Here is a 17,189-nt window from a genome sequence, read left to right as displayed (position 1 = left end):
AGTAAAGGGTTTCAAGAATGGAAATTAAAATATTATTCGACAAAAACTGTCGCCAATAATCGTTAACAGAAGCGTAAATATCGATAAATGATTAAAAAAGATGGATTGCCTGTTTGTGATGACGCCCAAAAAAGCAGGAAAACACAAAAAAGTGGCCGTCATAATCAAAATGACGCCCAAAAAAGTGAGAGGACACGAAAAAATGGCCGTCATAATCAAAATGACGCCCAAAAAAAGCGGAGAACACGAAAAAATGTCCGTCATAATCAAAATGACGCCCAAAAAAGCGAGAGAACACGGAAAAGTGGCCGTCATAATCAAAATGACGCCCAAAAAAGCGAGAGAACACGGAAAAAAGGTCGTCATACTTAGAACGACGGCTCAAGTATCTCTGAGACGTTTATCGTTTTCCTCCAGGCTACAGATTGTGGTCTTTACAGCACGTGCGGGTTTGTCAGGCTAACGCAGGTAACTGGCGAGGGTTTGCAAAATAATCACCATAGCTAAAAGTTGCTACCTATTCTGGATTAACGTCAAAGACCGACGGCATTTCTGCGTTTTTCTAAGATTAAATGATAAAATTCATGGATAAACTACTTTAATAATGGAAAAATGGTTGAAAAATCGCTACAATAAAAGCAGACTAATTTATATACAGAAAAGAAAGTAGCGAGCTTCAAACATCGAAGCTTTATTATGGTGCGCTTTTTTTATGTAAGAACTAAGAACGAATCGAGGAGGTAAAGCATGTCACAGGATAAGCAAGCATTTTATATCACTACACCGATTTATTATCCGAGTGGAAAATTACACATTGGAAATGCCTATACAACGATTGCATGCGATGTAATCGCCCGCTATAAGCGTCTGCAAGGATTTGATACCTTTTACTTAACAGGAACGGATGAGCACGGTCAAAAGATTGAAAAGAAAGCAACCGAGCTTGGCCAAACCCCGCAAGAATATGTGGACGAAATGGCTGAAAGCATTCAAGGTTTATGGAGACTACTTAACATTTCAAATGATCAATTTATTCGTACCACGGATGATTACCATGAAGAAGTGATCCAGAAAATCTTTGAAAAATTAAAAGATCAAGGCGATATTTATTTGGATCAGTATGCAGGCTGGTACTCTGTATCTGACGAGGAGTTCTTTACAGAGACTCAATTAGAAGAAGTTTATCGTGATGAAGATGGCAATGTTACGGGTGGCATTGCGCCGAGTGGAAATGAAGTGGAGTGGATCAAAGAAGAGTCGTATTTTTTACGTATGAGTAAATATGCGGATCGTCTGCTGCAGTATTATGAAGAGCATCCAGACTTTATCCAGCCCGAATCACGAAAAAATGAAATGATCAATAATTTTATCAAACCGGGCCTAGAAGACTTGGCGATCACCCGTACGACTTTTAGCTGGGGGATACCGGTTAAATCGGATCCTAAGCACATCGTATATGTTTGGATCGATGCCCTGTCCAATTATATTACGGCGTTAGGTTATGACCCTGATCTCGGCGGTTATGAAAATCAGTCAGAAAGATTTAAGAAATATTGGCCGGCTGATGTCCAGATGGTAGGGAAAGAGATTGTTCGTTTTCACACCATTTATTGGCCAATTATGTTGATGGCGTTAGACTTACCTATACCTAAGATGATTTTCGGACATGGCTGGTTATTGATGAAAGACGGTAAAATGTCTAAATCAAAAGGGAATGTCGTGTATCCAGAATTCTTAGTGGAACGCTATGGGATCGATCCACTCCGTTACTATCTCATGCGTGAAATGCCTTTTGGAAGTGATGGCGTCTTCACACCAGAAGATTTTATCTCGCGGATTAACTATGATTTGGCCAATGATTTAGGAAATCTATTGAATCGAACCGTTGCCATGATCAACAAATATTTTGACGGAACGGTTCCGGCATATCATGGGGATGTGACTACATTTGATCCATCGTTACGTGAACTGGCAGCAGAAACAGTGAACACATACGAGCAAGAAATGGATAGCATGCAATTTAACGCTGCCTTAGTCGCTGTGTGGAAATTCATTTCTCGTACCAATAAATATATTGACGAAACACAGCCTTGGATTTTAGCAAAAGAAGACGATAAGCGTGGTGAATTGGAGAGTGTCATGGTTCACTTGGCAGAAAGTTTACGTATAGTGGCCACACTTCTTCAGCCGATCTTCATAGAAACTTCTCGTAAGATTTTGGAACAATTAGGATTAGATCCAGAAGTAGATGCGACGTGGGATAGTTTGGCTTCGTTTGGTAAACTAAAATCAGGTACAAAAATCAATAAGCAAGCACCTATTTTTCCGCGCTTGGACGCTGAAGAAGAGGTACAGGCTATTAAAGATACGATGAAGGCACCGGTACAGCCTGAAGCATCAGTCGAACAAGAGACGAAAGAGGAAATCAGCTATGATCAATTTATGTCCATTGATTTGCGTGTAGCCGAGGTCGTCCAAGCAGAGAAAATGAAAAAGGCGGATAAGCTATTGCGTCTGCAATTAGACCTTGGTTCGGAAAAACGCCAAGTGATTTCAGGGATTGCCGAATATTACACACCAGAGTCACTGATTGGCAAAAAGGTGATTTGTGTTACCAATCTGAAACCTGTCAAATTACGTGGTGCATTATCAGAAGGCATGATTTTATCTGGTGAAGACGAAGATGGCTCCTTATCATTGGCCAGCGTGTCCTCTGACCTGCCAAATGGTTCGGTAGTAAAATAAAGTGGACAAACGCTTATCGAAACAGGATAAGCGTTTCCTCTTGTAGCAGGAAGAAAGGAAGGATACTCGATGTTATTTGATACACATGTGCACTTAAATGTCTCTCATTTTGATGAGGACAGAGAAGAAGTATTGAAGCGGGCAAAAGAAGCAGGTGTCGAATATATGGTTATCGTAGGGTTTGACCACGAAACGATTCCAAAAGCAATCAAGATGGCCGAGCAGTATGACCATATCTATGCAGCGGTAGGATGGCATCCGATTGATGCGATCGATATGACAGAGAAAGAATTAGTCTGGCTGGAAGAACTGGCCGATCATCCCAAGGTGGTAGCGCTTGGAGAAATGGGGCTGGATTACCACTGGGACAAATCCCCGAAAGATGTACAAAAAGCGGTATTCCGCAAGCAAATTCAATTGGCTAAAAAAGTACAGCTGCCGATCATTATTCACAATCGTGAAGCAACGGAGGATATTATCGGAGTGCTGCAGGAAGAACATGCGGAAGAAGTAGGCGGCATTATGCATTGTTATAATGATTCTGTTGATTATGTAGATACTTGTCTGGATATGGGTTTTTATATTTCATTAGGAGGACCTGTCACGTTTAAGAATGCGACTTTACCCAAAGAAGTGGCGAAATATGTACCGATGGATCGTTTGTTAATTGAAACAGATTGTCCATTTTTGGCTCCTCATCCAAATCGCGGTAAACGAAATGAACCGGCCTATGTTCGTTTAGTTGCGGAACAAATAGCTGATTTGCGTGGCGTAAGCTATGAGAAGTTAAGTGAGCAAACAACCGAGAATGCCAAGCGTTTCTTCGGCATAGAAGTGTGAAAAAAATAGGAAGTGTTTTGCTTTTTTGACCGGTGTTACATGATTGTAAATGAAATGAAATATATGTGTATATAGATAGCCAACCTCTTGATTTCAAAGGGGTTGGCCATTTTTATTAGGCAGAATAACCGTTTGACACTTGTGAAGGAACTTTATATAATACAACGGCGAGTAAAAGGAGGGGAATCTGTTCATGAAAAGATTTAGTATTCGTCGTTTTTTAAACAACACAGACTTCAAGCTTGCCTTATCTTTATTTGTTATTATCGGATTTATTTGTTTTTCCTTTTATGAATTATCCAAAGCAGAAGTCACCGTTGTGCAGGCAGACGAGAGTACCAGTATCCGCACACACGCTAATGTAGTGGAGGATGTACTGGATGAGCTATCCATTTCTATAGCAGAACATGATGACATTTCACATAGTCAAGATACATTAGTCGTCGATGGCATGCAAATTGAACATATACCGGCGAAAGAAGTTACCGTTACAATGGATGGAGAAGCGCAATCTTATTTTACAACGAGCGCAACCGTGGAAGAATTTTTAAATGAGCAAGGAATAGAAGTAGACGAAAAAGATAATCTATCCATTGCTTTGGATACACCGATTGATGATGATCTTGCCTGGTCAATCGATAAGGCATTTCAGGTAACCATCAATGATCAAGATATGCAGAAAGAAGTCTTGACATCACCTGGAAGCACGATCGAAGAGCTATTGGTAGAAGAAAGCATTGAATTAGGAAAATTAGATCGTGTAGAACCAGAAAAAGATGCCCTGATCGAAAGAGATCAAGGGATTAATATTGTGCGCGTAGAAAAAGTTACCGATGTAGTAGAAGAAAAGCAAGACTCCAAATTGGTAAAGCGTAGTGATGATTCTCTGGCAAAGGGGACTGAAGAAGTGGTCTCAGAAGGAAAGTCGGGAATCGTAGAGAAACATTATGAGGTTGTAATGGAGAATGGTGAGGAAGTCTCCCGCGAGCTAGTGAAAGAAGAAGTCACACAAGATAGTGAAGACAGGATTGTTGCTGTAGGAACCATGGAAGAGGCACCCGTTGAGGAAACGGAAGTACTAGCTGCTCAGACGGAAGAAGAATCGGCAAAACAAGAACCTAAACAAGAGAAACCAGAATCAAATGATGCAAAAGAGAAAAAGCAGGAACCAAAATCAGAACCAGTAACGACTGCCTCCGCTGAAAAAACGGAAAATGTTTCACGTGGAGGAAATGAAGAAGAAGGCAAAACACTTTACATGAAAGCAACGGCTTATAATTGGGATTGTGCTTCTTGTGATGGCCGCGGTTTAACAGCCACAGGTTATGATTTGAAGTCTAATCCTGAAGGTGTTGTGGCAGTAGATCCAAACGTGATTCCTTTAGGGACAAAGGTTTGGGTAGAAGGTTATGGCTATGCGATAGCCAGAGATACGGGCGGTAACATTAAAGGCAATAAGATTGATTTGCACATGTCTTCTCCGCAAAAAGCCGCTAGTTATGGTATGAAAAACGTTCAGGTAAAAATAATGGATTAAACGAATACCTCCAACGGTTAGCATAATCTAACTGTTGGAGGTTTTTGTTATCGGTAGAAAGCATATAACTCTGTGTATGGACCGATTTTGACTTGGAACAAATCGGCAGTCAGTATCAACTTTTGGTTAGTGGTAGGGTTTGTCCGGATTTGTTATAAGAAAGAGATGTTATCAAAATAAAGTCCATTTATGGTAAACTAAAAGAGGATGTTCAAAAAGACCAACAAAAATGACGCAGCGAATTTCTGCGTTGGCGATATAGGAACTTCTACTAAGACCGCCCACGTCCTGTAGGCAACGCAGAAGTCAACACAACCTGCGTGAGTCCGTTCCTCACGTATGAAAAGCATACGTTCCGGTACCGGGAGACTGCGCGCGCCTTGAACTTTCGACGTACAGGACGTACTAGTGTGGGCGTTGCAACAAATGGGTTCGGTGGGGCGAGTAATCGCAGTCCCAGGACGCCTGAGGTTTTAGCCAACGAGGTCCTATTTATCGGCATTTTTGAACACGCACTAAAATATGAATGTTTAGTGAGAAGTAATTGGAGGATAAACACAATGAGTGAGCCCCTGCTAAAAATAAAGGAAGTAATTGTAGTAGAAGGAAAGGATGACACCGCAAAATTGAAGCAGGTGTTTGAGGTGGATACGATCGAAACCAACGGCTCCGCGATTAATAAAGATACACTTGCTCAAATTGCCCACGCCAAAGATAAGCGCGGGGTGATTGTTTTTACAGATCCAGACTATCCTGGTCAGCGTATTAGGCAAATAATAAATCAGCATATCCCTGGTTGTAAACATGCCTTTCTAACAAGAGAAGAGGCAGCATCCAAAAGAAATAAAGATCATAGCCTTGGAATTGAACATGCTTCGTTTGCAACGCTTCGACAGGCATTAAGTCAGGTTTATGAATTAGATGAAGGACACACATCGAATCTTTCCCAAGCCGATTTGATGGACTATGGCCTGATTGGCGGACCTGGAGCTAAAGAAAGAAGGATTCAATTAAGCAAACAGCTAAGGATTGGGCATCCCAATGGGAAACAATTACTAAAAAGGTTACAAATGTTTAAAATAGACAAAGAAGAACTGGAACAAGTGATACAACAGATGATGCGGGGGGAGGCCAATGAGTGAGCAAAAGGCAATAGCAACACCGAAGCGTACGAAAGAGATTTTAGAGAAATACGGTTTTTCCTTTAAAAAAAGTTTAGGTCAGAATTTTCTCATCGATGTGAATATACTTCAAAATATCATTCAACATGCCAATATTTCCGAGGAAATAAATGCGATTGAAGTAGGTCCAGGCATTGGAGCTCTAACCGAACAATTGGCGATAGCGGCTCACAAGGTAGCGGCATTCGAAATAGATGGCCGCCTGGTACCTATCCTGAAGGATACGCTGTCAGCCTATTCGAATGTGCGAATTATTAATGAAGATATCTTAAAGGCTGATATCGCCAGTTTGTGGCAGGGTTATTTCCAAGATGATCGACCGGTAAAAGTGGTGGCTAACTTGCCTTATTATATTACCACACGAATTCTTATGCATTTACTGATGAGTCAGTTACCTTTCTCCAGTATAACCGTAATGATGCAGAAGGAAGTAGCAGAACGGATGGCAGCCCATGAAAACACCAAAGATTACGGCTCATTATCGATTGCTATCCAATATTATACCGTTGCTAGTGTGAAAATGACGGTGCCAACTACCGTTTTTATCCCGCAGCCGCGCGTAGATTCGGCTGTGTTGCATTTGGAAAAGCGTCAACAGCCACCCGTGGATCTCCGTGATGAGTCATTCTTCTTCGAGATAGTCCAGGCAAGCTTTCAGCAAAGACGTAAAACCCTCCGAAATAACCTGAATCGTCATTTCAAAGGAAAATTATCGAAGGAACAAGTGGAAGCTGGTTTTCAACATACAGCGATTGATGGAACAAGACGTGGGGAATCTTTAAGTATGCAGGAATTTGCCGATATCGCTAATTATTTTTATCAACAAATAAATAATATACCACCAAGCTAGGGAATAAGCGACCCCTAGCCTTTGTTTTATTATAAAATGAGTAAAAGGAAAGTGGAATTCATTACTCTTGAAAATAGTCCGATTTACGCAATCCGTCTTAGCGGTAGTTTGCCTGTACTAAGTAGAAAAATAAAACCAAATTTCAATTATTTCTTTTGATATACATAATTTTCTGGTAATAAGGAAAACTAATTAGCAAATATGCAAATTTTTTTGTTGACAGGTCATAAAAACTATTGTTATAATAAAAGATTTTTCATTGACTGTTGGACAAGGATATGGTATAATTATACTTAGTGAGGTGGAGTATATTGGCTAAAACATTAGTTGAGATTAAACAAGGCTTAGAAGGAAATGTGGGCAAACGTCTACGTATCAAAGCAAATGATGGAAGGAAAAAAATCGTTGAGCGTTGCGGCGTATTAGCGGAAATGTATCCTTCTGTTTTTATTGTGGAGCTTGACCAAGAAGAAAATGCATTTGAACGTGTGTCTTATAGCTATGCAGATATTCTTACCGAAACTGTGGAGTTAAGCTTTACGGAGAAACTAGAGGCGGTATCAGGGGAGTAGTAAAACAATTTACCGCTTCTGCAAGAAACCAGCTAAATAATATAAGTTAGTACAAAAGCTTTCGCTGTCATTCAATTCCTGATAGCGAAAGCTTTTGTACGTGATATGGTTTGGCAACCTTTTATTACCGAGTATCTATATGGACGTCTTGCATAAGCTATAAATGTCGTTGATACGACAGAAGGGGAGTCACTTCAATGGCTAGAAGACGCAGCATGATGTCTAATCAATTCAAAGAAGAACTTGCCAAGGAATTGGGCTTTTATGACACTGTTCAAAAAGAAGGCTGGGGCGGCATAACGACCAGAGATGCAGGGAATATGGTGAAAAGAGCTGTACAAATTGCAGAAGAAAGCATGAAAAAGGACAAAGTCTAAAGACTTTGTCCTTTTTGCGCACTTGATCCCTTTTGTGGTATCTTTAGGTAAGATGAATGAAGGTGAGTGGAAACGTGGATACACTTGCTGCTAATAATGATCTGCCGAGAAAGGCAGAGAAATGATTATTAATAAAACCAGAAGGTGAATCAATCATGTATATTTCTGAAAAGGCCCCTGCAAAAATTAATCTAACATTAGATGTCCTCTACAAAAGAGAGGATCAATATCACGAAATCGAGATGATTATGACCACTGTTGATTTATCAGATCGTCTGGAATTCCATTTACTGCAAGAAGATACCATCAAGGTGGTTAGTGAAAATCGCTTTGTACCAAATGATCAACGAAACTTGGCTTATCGAGCTGCTAAATTCCTGAAGGATCGTTATCACGTCAAACAAGGGGTGCGGATTGCCATTGATAAGCAGATACCGGTAGCTGCAGGCTTAGCAGGTGGAAGTAGTGATGCAGCGGCAACCTTACGAGGCTTGAATCGTTTATGGAATTTAGGAATCGGAACAAGCGAGTTAGCCTCATTAGGCGCAGAGATCGGTTCGGATGTTCCTTTCTGTGTATATAACACAACGGCTTTAGCGAAAGGAAGAGGGGAAAAGATTGAGGAGCTGCCACCGCCGCCACAATGCTGGGTTGTACTTGCCAAACCTGCGCAAGGTGTATCAACGCAATCTGTGTACCAATCATTGCAGCTAGATGAAATCGAGCATCCAGACACCGAAGGAATGATAACTGCTATCCAACAAGCCGATTACCAAGGAATTTGTCAGCGCCTAAAAAATGTTTTGGAAATTGTCACATTGCCTAAAAACCCAGAGGTAGAGCAAATCAAACAGCAGATGAAACAATCAGGTGCCGACGCCGTATTGATGAGCGGCAGCGGTCCGACGGTCTTCGGGCTGGTACAACAAGAGACTCGTGCCAACCGGATCTATAACAGTCTGCGTGGTTTTTGTGAGGAAGTATATATCGTGCGAATATTAGGGGTGGCAACAAACACTTGATTAAACACGTATAAAATGTTATATTTATCTCAAAATATTCGGATTTTGGGGTGTGGTAATGAAAAGAAGTGATCGTCTTGTCTCGATGACTAATTATTTGGTGGAGCATCCAATGGAATTAATCTCTCTTCCGTTTTTTTCTGAGAAGTGTGGGGCAGCTAAGTCATCGATAAGTGAGGATTTAGCCATTATTAATCGGGTGTTTCATATAGAGGGTATCGGGCAGCTGGAATCTAATTCTGGTGCATCTGGCGGGGTAAGGTATATGCCAAGGATAGGGAACGAGATAAGCGAATCCGTAGTCGCAACACTGTGTCAGCAATTGGAAGATCCAGAACGGATATTGCCTGGTGGATACCTATTTATGAGTGATATACTAGGTGACCCATCGACCATCCGAGAAATTGGCCGATTGTTTGCATCGCGGTTTGCCACGCTTAATATTGACTCAATTGTAACCGTGGCGACCAAAGGGATACCCCTTGCTTATGCTACTGCCTCTTACTTGAATGTACCCGTCATTATTGTCCGTCGTGATCCCAAAGTGACAGAAGGATCGACCGTTAGTATTAATTATGTCTCCGGTTCATCGAAAAAAATTCAAACCATGGTGTTATCCAAGCGCAGTTTACGCGCCGGTGAGAATGTGTGTATTATTGATGACTTTATGAAGGCAGGCGGAACGATTAATGGTATCAAAAGCTTATTGAAAGAGTTTGATGCCAAGGTGAAAGCGATTGGCGTATTGGCTGAGGCAGAGGATGAGGAAGAAGAACGAGTAGTTGATGACTATACATCTTTATTGCAAATTAAGAATGTTGATTCGAATAATCAACAGATCGAAGTGATTAAGGGAAATTACTTTCAATAGGAAAAGATGATGAATTTAACCACCAACCTTATATAAAAAACAATAAAAAAAGACAAAAGCTAAAAATTTTTAAAAATAAGCAGGAAATTAAAAACTTTTGTTGAATTAATGTATTACGTTCTTATATAGGGAAAAGGTGGTGAACCATAATGGAAATAACTGACGTTAGATTACGCCGCGTGAATACCGATGGAAGGATGCGAGCGATTGCCTCCATTACCTTGGACCATGAATTTGTGGTGCACGATATTCGTGTGATTGACGGAAATAATGGCAAGTTTGTAGCAATGCCTTCCAAGCGAACGCCTGATGGTGAGTTCCGTGATATTGCTCACCCGATCAATTCTGGTACAAGGGCAAAGATTCAAGAAGCTGTATTAGAAGCTTACGAACGTGCTGGGAGCACAGAAGTAACCTATGAAGAAGCAGGAGTTTCGTAGAAAAGGAAAAAAGTCTGATCATTCGATTGATTAGGCTTTTTTGTTTCTAGATAGGTGCATCCACCTGCATAACTTGCAGAGCCCATCATTGTAATTAGGCTCTTGGAACACCGGCTTAGCGCAAAAAATCTGCCCACTGTCTACTGGCAGCACCCCTCCATATTTTTCACATACTCGAATTTCCAACTATTCCTCCAGAATTTTTGAGCGGTCTTTATTGAAAATCACCTGTATTTCGTTTATATTCATAATTGGAGAGTTTTACACCTAAATGAATGATATAATAATACATGAGATAAAAGAATAGAACGGAGGAATCGGTTTGTCTAATCGATATGCAATCGTACTTGCAGCAGGTAAGGGTACCAGAATGAAATCGAAATTATATAAAGTGCTTCACCCTGTACTAGGAAAGCCAATGGTGCAGCATGTAGTGGATCAATTAAAGCCGTTGGGTCTTGAAGATATCATTACAGTAGTTGGATTTGGAGCTGAGAAAGTCCAAGAACAACTCGGTGATACGGCACAATTTGTGGTACAAGAGGAGCAGCTAGGGACAGGACATGCCGTTCAGCAGGCTGAGAAGTATCTTGGAGGCAAACAAGGCACGACCATTGTGGTTTGTGGAGACACGCCATTGCTGACAGAAGAGACGATTCAGGCGGCACTCGATCACCATGAATCAGAACAGGCAGCTGTGACAATTCTGACTGCTGTGGCAGATGACCCAACCGGATACGGTCGGATTGTACGTGATGATAGCGGACAGGTAAATAAAATCGTCGAACATAAAGATGCAACACCAGCTGAACAGGCTATTCAAGAGATCAATACGGGCACCTTTTGTTTTGATAATGAAATGTTGTTTGCAGCATTACAACAGGTGTCTAATGACAATTCTCAAGGGGAATACTATCTGCCGGATGTTATTCAAATCGCCCAGGAACAAAAGCAAAAAGTCGCGGCATTCCTGACAGATAATTTTGATGAGACAATTGGCGTGAATGATCGTGTGGCGTTGGCAAAGGCAGAGGTGCTGATGAAAAAGAGAGTGAATGAACACCATATGAGAAATGGTGTGACTATTATCGATCCTGCCAATACATATATCGGAGTGGATGTTGAAATTGCAGCAGATGTGGTAATCGAGCCAGGCACTGTTTTGAAAGGGAACACAAAAGTAGAAGCTGATGCAATTATCGGTCCTCACTCAGAAGTAAATGACAGTCATATTGGAGAAGGCACCGTGGTGCGCCATAGTTTGGCCAACGAGAGTTATATTGGAAAAAGGGTGCAAATTGGTCCATTTGCCCATATTCGGCCAGCAGCAGATATCGGTAATGACGTGAAAATAGGTAATTTTGTTGAAATTAAAAAAGCAAAAGTAGATAATAACAGTAAGGTTTCACACCTTAGTTATATTGGCGATGCGGAAATTGGTAGTGGTGTCAATGTAGGTTGTGGTACAATTACAGTGAACTATGATGGCAAGAATAAATTTAAAACGTTCATCGAAGACGATGCGTTTATCGGTTGTAATGCGAATTTAATTGCTCCTGTAAGAATTGGTAAGGGGGCACTTATAGCGGCAGGCTCTACCATCCATGAAGATGTACCTGGAAATGCATTATCGATTGGCCGAGCGAAACAAGTGAATAAAGAGGAATATGCAAAGAAATATAAATAAAGAAGCACATGGAGGTATCGAAATGTCCTATGAGGATTCATCCTTAAAAGTATTGACACTAAACTCAAATCCAAAATTGGCAGAAGAAATTGCCGCTAATATTGGGGTGGAATTAGGTAAAAGCTCGGTAACCAAGTTTAGTGATGGAGAAATTCAAATCAATATTGAAGAGAGTATACGTGGCTGTGACGTCTATGTGGTGCAGTCCACTTGTGAACCAGGCAATCAGCATATTATGGAATTGTTGATTATGATTGATGCGTTAAAGCGGGCCTCCGCAAAATCGATTAATATCGTCATCCCTTATTATGGCTATGCGCGACAAGATCGCAAAGCGCGTGCGCGTGAACCGATCACTGCAAAGCTAGTTGCCGACTTATTACAGGTGGCAGGTGCAACAAGAGTCATTACACTGGACTTACACGCACCACAAATCCAGGGCTTCTTTGATATTCCGGTGGATCAGTTGGTAGGGGTACCGATTTTATCAAGTTATTGGAGTAAGAAAGATTTAGATGATATTGTGGTGGTTTCCCCTGATCATGGTGGGGTAACACGTGCCCGACAACTTGCGGAAAGATTGAAGGCCCCCATTGCTATCATCGATAAACGCAGACCGCGTCCGAATGTCGCAGAGGTCATGAACATTGTTGGTAATATTGAAGGGAAGACAGCTATCCTTATCGATGATATTATCGATACGGCAGGTACGATTACGTTAGGAGCAAACGCCTTAATTGAAAATGGTGCCAAAGAAGTATTCGCCTGCTGTACACACCCTGTTTTGTCAGGACCGGCGATTGAACGCATTGAAAATTCGAAGATCAAAGAGTTAGTGGTAACGAATAGTATTCCGTTAAGTGAGGAGAAACAAATAGATAAGCTGACACAGCTATCTGTAGCACCGTTAATCAGTGAAGCGATTATCCGCGTGCATGAACGCCAGTCTGTTAGTATCTTATTTGATTGATAGGAGCTTAAGCAGCAAAGTAACGCCATATCGTAGTCCATTCGAACATGATGCATGAAATAACGATCTATCATTTTTAAGCGAAAAAATAGGTTTAACCTGCCTTATTCGCGGGAAATATAAAACGGTATAAGTGAATAATTATGGAGGGTGATTTACAGTGGCAATAGCGTTAAAAGCAAATAAGAGAGAAGATTTAAAAATTTCAAATACAAAGGCATTAAGGGCCTCAGGAGAGGTTCCTGCCGTTATCTATGGCTACCAAGTTGAGCCGCAGACTATTTCTGTTAATAGTATTGAACTATTAAAAACCGTTCGAGATGAAGGGAAAAACGCCATTATCTCATTGCAGGTGGATGGCGGTTCAGTAGATGTTATGCTGCATGAATATCAAGTCGATCCATTGAAGGATGCTTTAGTACATGCTGATTTCTATGCAGTGAATATGAAAGAAGCAATGGAAGTACAAGTACCGATTGTGTTAGAAGGAGAAGCGATTGGTGTGAAACAGGATAATGGTGTATTACAGCAGCCATTATATGAACTTTCTATCTCGGCTAAGCCAAGTGACATTCCGGAACAGATAACCGTTGATGTTTCTGAACTGGGCATTGGTGACAGCATTATGGTGTCGGACTTGAAAGCAGGAAGTAACTTTGAAATTGTCGAAGATGGTGATACGGCAGTAGTTTCGATCCTGGTTCCGGATGAAGAACCAGAAGAAACCACCGAAGAAGAGCCAACCGAACCGGAAGTAATCGGTGAGAAATCAGACGACAGTGAAGAAGAATAAAATAGTGCAATGAGGCGCAACGAACGTGGTTGCGCCTTTTCGTCATAAGCAAAAAAAATAATAGTTTCGACTACAATGGCTGTGAAAAGTCATTTAGCAATAAACGTCACTACTAACCAAGGTGCCGGTACTGTGGGTTATGTAAAACGCATTTCTCTGTGGACTGAGTATGACTGTTTGTTATGTGCAAGACAAGTCGCTGTGGGAATATGCTGCGCGTTCCATGGGAGCGGCTTCAGCTAACTAAAAAGAAGAGCACTTTTTAGCGGAGCTTCAGCACGTCATGCGATGCACAAGACGTGCAAGTGCAGGTGTTATGACAGGAAAAGTCATGGGTTTAGCCTGCGAACCGTTTAGGAGTCTCCGCACATTCCCTCCGCTATGTGATAATACTACAATGTTTATCACTGTAAGTATCAAATACCCTAAGTACATCAACTACTATTTATCAGGATGAATATAGTAGTGAGATAAGTGCTTCACACTCTACAACCATTGCATTACTAAATAATGTGCTACATTCAGGTATTGTAACGAACACATGCTAAGGAACGGTTTTTTTATTCATAGGAGTCCTAGCAAGATGAGTGAATCACTCGAAGAAAAAGTTATATGACTACATTGTCGTGTGGTAACTAAGGTTATTCTTTCGTTTAGAACAATTTAGCTGAAGCCGTCCCCATGGTATAGGAAACACGATGAGAGCGTTCTTTGCTTGAATCGCATGTTGACTTATGCCCTGTGGGTAAAAGCGGAGTGGTTGGCCGGAGCGTTAGCCTTGCACACATAACATCTCAAAATAACTACAAGTTACTTTACATAACCCACATTATCGGTAGCCTCTATTTAGCAAAGTTTTGTGTTAACATATTATGTTCTAATATAAGATTTAAGATAGAGCAAAGAGGTGAACGTATGACCATAGCTTTACAGCTTGAACAAGTGACCAAGCAAAGGGATCAATTTATGTTGAAGATTCCTGGCATAACAGTTGAAAAAGGTGAGATTCTCGGTATTATCGGAAACAATGGTGCAGGTAAATCCACGATGATTCAACTGGTGCTTGGATTGATCCGACCGACAAGCGGTGCGATTTATCGTTATATAGAAGGAAATCTGGCTTCTTCGTTACAGGAATGGAAACGCGATGTAGGCTTTGTTTTTGATGATTTATCCGTATATGATGATTTGCATTTATCCAAACTTTCTGCGCTATTAAGCGAGGTTTATACGGGCTGGGATGAAGCCTATTTCTTTTCCATGTTACATACATTTGAAGTGGACGCTAAGAAAAAAGTCAAGAAACTTTCGCGAGGGATGCGTATGAAAGCAGGTATTGCGGTGGCACTTGCACATCATCCCAAGCTATTATTGCTAGATGAACCAACATCCGGTCTGGACACCAAGTCTAGAAAACAAATGATTGCCCTTTTGAAAAAAGAACATAAAAATAGTGGAACGACGATCATTTTTTCTTCTCATATTCTGTCAGACATGGAGCAGCTCGCTACTACCGTATGGTTGATGGACAAAGGAGAAATTCTCCTGCATGGAGCTGTAGAGGAATTGCAAGCGAATCATGTCGTGGCTGATGATGGTACCATACATAAAGACGCCGTTTCCAAAGAAGGAATGAAGCGTGCCACACTGGAGGATTTACATGATTATTACTTAGGTGGTGACGTCGATTGATAACGCTTATAAAGTTCGACCTTTGGCTGATGCGATGGGGCTTGCTTTTTCTTGTTCTGTTTGCCCCGATTGCAGGAACATTTTTTTATACCGATTTTTCTGTAACCGGCTATGTATTAGTTTTTGTTATGAGCTTGTCTCTGACGCAAATGGACGAAAAACAACATGTGAGAAGATTTATGTTATCATTACCCTTGCCACTGCAAGCATTTTTCCGAGCAAGGACTTTAGGTGTGCTCTTTATCGGTGTTGTCTGGTTATTGCTTGAGTCCATCGGTAGATTCATCGGTTTTAGTGATGTTACTTTTGCAGATTCATTCATACAAATCATCACAAGATTAGCTACGATGATGGTTCTGGCACCAATCGTCATTGCCATGTTCACTATGCTGTCTCATCCCGTCTTAAAATGGGGACTAACCATTACCGCATATATGGTGACGGTGATGATTGGAGGGTTATTAGGGGCTTTTATGGAAAGTCTGACATACTTAGGAACGATAGGTTATGTATTTATTATTGCCTATCTCCTTCTTGGGGCAGGCATGTGCTGGTTGATTTTATGGCTTGCCAATAAAATTCGGGCACGGGGTGACCTTGTTTGATGTTCATGGATCACCTTTTTGTGTTACACTATAACTTAAGAAACTTTAGGAAAAGGAAGTAGTAGGAATTATGAAGTGTATCGTAGGATTAGGAAATCCAGGTTTGAAATATCGCAAGACAAGGCATAACATTGGCTTTATGGTGATCGATGAAATAGCGAAGCGCAATGGCTGGAAACTGGATAAAAGTAAGTTCAACGGACAATGGACCGTAGAGACAGTAGGTACAGAGAAGATTATCCTGCTTAAACCACAGACATATATGAATTTATCTGGCGAATCTGTAAAGCCATTAGTGGACTATTATGACATAGCGCCAGACGAAATAACCGTTATCTATGATGATTTAGATTTGCCTACAGGTAAGATAAGATTGCGTCAAACAGGCGGACACGGCGGACATAATGGGGTGCGTTCTTGTATTGATCAATTAGGAACCAAACAATTTAACCGCTTGCGATTCGGTATCGGCAGACCAGATGGTCCCATCCCGGTTATTGATTATGTATTAGGAAAGTTTGCCAAGCAAGATCGAGAGTCAGTCGATAAGTCCATCACGATCGCCGCTGAGGCAATGGAGACATGGATGGATAAACCTTTTCCGAAGGTAATGAATGATTACAATAAATAAGGATTGTCTGTTTTTTTTCGTTGCATAGTCTTTGTGAGTAATGGTTAAGCTAGTAGTAAACTCACAAAAAAGGAGAGGCAACGATGACGATCACTTATAAGTGTAAGCACTGTGGAACGAAGATGGCTAGTATTCAGCCACACATGCTCGATTTCGATAAGATTGGCTGGTCTTTTTTATCGGACGAGGAACAGAGGGAGCTGCTTCGTTACCATCCTCAACAGCAGGTGACGCTATTTGCCATTTGCGAATATTGTCAGCAACTATTAGAACAGCATCCACAATATCATGAAGTAGATCATTTTATTCAATAATATAACCTAGGTAAGAAAGCTTTGGTAGCTTAACCAAAGCATTTTTGCGTGACTATAAGAGA

General features: G+C 41.0%; 18 protein-coding genes. All 18 read left to right on the top strand.

Going from position 1 to position 17,189, the window contains the following annotated elements:
• The first annotated feature begins 118 nt into the window (after positions 1-118).
• Positions 119-463, top strand: coding sequence for a hypothetical protein (locus E0E32_RS00465; protein WP_130858624.1), 345 nt, complete (start codon positions 119-121; stop codon positions 461-463).
• Between the two features lie 284 nt (positions 464-747).
• A complete protein-coding gene (gene metG, locus E0E32_RS00460; RefSeq protein ID WP_130858623.1) occupies positions 748-2,745 on the top strand; it encodes a methionine--tRNA ligase in 1,998 nt (665 codons plus the stop codon).
• Positions 2,746-2,814: 69 nt separating this feature from the next.
• Entirely contained in the window at positions 2,815-3,585 is a 771-nt protein-coding gene (locus tag E0E32_RS00455; protein ID WP_130858622.1) for a TatD family hydrolase, read from the top strand.
• A 193-nt stretch (positions 3,586-3,778) separates the two neighbouring features.
• On the top strand, positions 3,779-5,122 hold the full coding sequence (locus E0E32_RS00450) for a ubiquitin-like domain-containing protein (RefSeq protein ID WP_066185722.1): 1,344 nt from the start codon (positions 3,779-3,781) through the stop codon (positions 5,120-5,122).
• Between the two features lie 380 nt (positions 5,123-5,502).
• On the top strand, positions 5,503-6,264 hold the full coding sequence (gene rnmV / locus E0E32_RS00445) for a ribonuclease M5 (protein WP_350308609.1): 762 nt from the start codon (positions 5,503-5,505) through the stop codon (positions 6,262-6,264).
• Positions 6,257-7,153, top strand: coding sequence for a 16S rRNA (adenine(1518)-N(6)/adenine(1519)-N(6))-dimethyltransferase RsmA (gene rsmA, locus E0E32_RS00440; RefSeq protein WP_130858621.1), 897 nt, complete (start codon positions 6,257-6,259; stop codon positions 7,151-7,153). The genes rnmV and rsmA overlap by 8 nt, the downstream gene beginning before the upstream one ends.
• A 311-nt stretch (positions 7,154-7,464) precedes the next feature.
• The gene (gene veg / locus E0E32_RS00435; RefSeq protein WP_066185711.1) at positions 7,465-7,725 is read left to right on the top strand and encodes a biofilm formation stimulator Veg; all 261 of its coding nucleotides are present in this window, start codon (positions 7,465-7,467) and stop codon (positions 7,723-7,725) included.
• A gap of 197 nt (positions 7,726-7,922) precedes the next feature.
• On the top strand, positions 7,923-8,102 hold the full coding sequence (locus E0E32_RS00430) for a small, acid-soluble spore protein, alpha/beta type (protein WP_066185708.1): 180 nt from the start codon (positions 7,923-7,925) through the stop codon (positions 8,100-8,102).
• Between the two features lie 155 nt (positions 8,103-8,257).
• Entirely contained in the window at positions 8,258-9,124 is an 867-nt protein-coding gene (gene ispE, locus E0E32_RS00425; protein ID WP_066185706.1) for a 4-(cytidine 5'-diphospho)-2-C-methyl-D-erythritol kinase, read from the top strand.
• A 58-nt stretch (positions 9,125-9,182) separates the two neighbouring features.
• Positions 9,183-9,995 (top strand): pur operon repressor, encoded by an 813-nt coding sequence (gene purR / locus E0E32_RS00420; RefSeq protein ID WP_066185702.1) that lies wholly within the window; start codon positions 9,183-9,185, stop codon positions 9,993-9,995.
• A 149-nt stretch (positions 9,996-10,144) separates the two neighbouring features.
• Complete coding sequence (gene spoVG, locus E0E32_RS00415) at positions 10,145-10,435, top strand: septation regulator SpoVG (RefSeq protein ID WP_066185701.1); 291 nt, start codon at positions 10,145-10,147, stop codon at positions 10,433-10,435.
• Positions 10,436-10,757: 322 nt separating this feature from the next.
• Positions 10,758-12,122 carry a bifunctional UDP-N-acetylglucosamine diphosphorylase/glucosamine-1-phosphate N-acetyltransferase GlmU gene (gene glmU / locus E0E32_RS00410; protein ID WP_130858620.1) on the top strand — a complete coding sequence of 455 codons (1,365 nt, stop codon included), beginning with the start codon at positions 10,758-10,760 and terminating at the stop codon, positions 12,120-12,122.
• Positions 12,123-12,144: 22 nt separating this feature from the next.
• Positions 12,145-13,092: a ribose-phosphate diphosphokinase gene (locus E0E32_RS00405; protein WP_207302256.1), complete on the top strand. Its 948-nt coding sequence runs from the start codon at positions 12,145-12,147 to the stop codon at positions 13,090-13,092.
• A 160-nt stretch (positions 13,093-13,252) separates the two neighbouring features.
• Entirely contained in the window at positions 13,253-13,885 is a 633-nt protein-coding gene (locus E0E32_RS00400; protein ID WP_066185694.1) for a 50S ribosomal protein L25/general stress protein Ctc, read from the top strand.
• Positions 13,886-14,800: 915 nt separating this feature from the next.
• On the top strand, positions 14,801-15,577 hold the full coding sequence (locus E0E32_RS00395; protein ID WP_066185692.1) for an ABC transporter ATP-binding protein: 777 nt from the start codon (positions 14,801-14,803) through the stop codon (positions 15,575-15,577).
• On the top strand, positions 15,574-16,182 hold the full coding sequence (locus E0E32_RS00390) for a hypothetical protein (protein WP_130858619.1): 609 nt from the start codon (positions 15,574-15,576) through the stop codon (positions 16,180-16,182). Before E0E32_RS00395 ends, E0E32_RS00390 begins: the two co-directional genes overlap by 4 nt.
• A 70-nt stretch (positions 16,183-16,252) precedes the next feature.
• Entirely contained in the window at positions 16,253-16,813 is a 561-nt protein-coding gene (pth, locus tag E0E32_RS00385; protein ID WP_066185687.1) for an aminoacyl-tRNA hydrolase, read from the top strand.
• 83 nt (positions 16,814-16,896) lie between these two features.
• On the top strand, positions 16,897-17,127 hold the full coding sequence (fin, locus tag E0E32_RS00380; protein WP_130858618.1) for an anti-sigma-F factor Fin: 231 nt from the start codon (positions 16,897-16,899) through the stop codon (positions 17,125-17,127).
• The last annotated feature ends 62 nt before the right edge of the window (positions 17,128-17,189 follow it).

It is taken from the genome of Gracilibacillus phocaeensis (assembly GCF_900626275.1).
Classification (GTDB): Bacteria; Bacillota; Bacilli; order Bacillales; family Amphibacillaceae; genus Gracilibacillus; species Gracilibacillus timonensis.
Note: the sequence above shows the minus strand (reverse complement) of the source record. Positions and strands in the feature narration are given on the sequence as shown.

Bases quoted from the DNA above. Each gene is read 5' to 3' on its own strand.
- E0E32_RS00465 (WP_130858624.1), top strand. From the start codon at position 119: ATGACGCCCAAAAAAGCAGGAAAACACAAAAAAGTGGCCGTCATAATC.
- metG (WP_130858623.1), top strand. From the start codon at position 748: ATGTCACAGGATAAGCAAGCATTTTATATCACTACACCGATTTATTAT.
- E0E32_RS00455 (WP_130858622.1), top strand. From the start codon at position 2,815: ATGTTATTTGATACACATGTGCACTTAAATGTCTCTCATTTTGATGAG.
- E0E32_RS00450 (WP_066185722.1), top strand. From the start codon at position 3,779: ATGAAAAGATTTAGTATTCGTCGTTTTTTAAACAACACAGACTTCAAG.
- rsmA (WP_130858621.1), top strand. From the start codon at position 6,257: ATGAGTGAGCAAAAGGCAATAGCAACACCGAAGCGTACGAAAGAGATT.
- E0E32_RS00430 (WP_066185708.1), top strand. From the start codon at position 7,923: ATGGCTAGAAGACGCAGCATGATGTCTAATCAATTCAAAGAAGAACTT.
- ispE (WP_066185706.1), top strand. From the start codon at position 8,258: ATGTATATTTCTGAAAAGGCCCCTGCAAAAATTAATCTAACATTAGAT.
- purR (WP_066185702.1), top strand. From the start codon at position 9,183: ATGAAAAGAAGTGATCGTCTTGTCTCGATGACTAATTATTTGGTGGAG.
- spoVG (WP_066185701.1), top strand. From the start codon at position 10,145: ATGGAAATAACTGACGTTAGATTACGCCGCGTGAATACCGATGGAAGG.
- E0E32_RS00405 (WP_207302256.1), top strand. From the start codon at position 12,145: ATGTCCTATGAGGATTCATCCTTAAAAGTATTGACACTAAACTCAAAT.
- E0E32_RS00395 (WP_066185692.1), top strand. From the start codon at position 14,801: ATGACCATAGCTTTACAGCTTGAACAAGTGACCAAGCAAAGGGATCAA.
- pth (WP_066185687.1), top strand. From the start codon at position 16,253: ATGAAGTGTATCGTAGGATTAGGAAATCCAGGTTTGAAATATCGCAAG.
- fin (WP_130858618.1), top strand. From the start codon at position 16,897: ATGACGATCACTTATAAGTGTAAGCACTGTGGAACGAAGATGGCTAGT.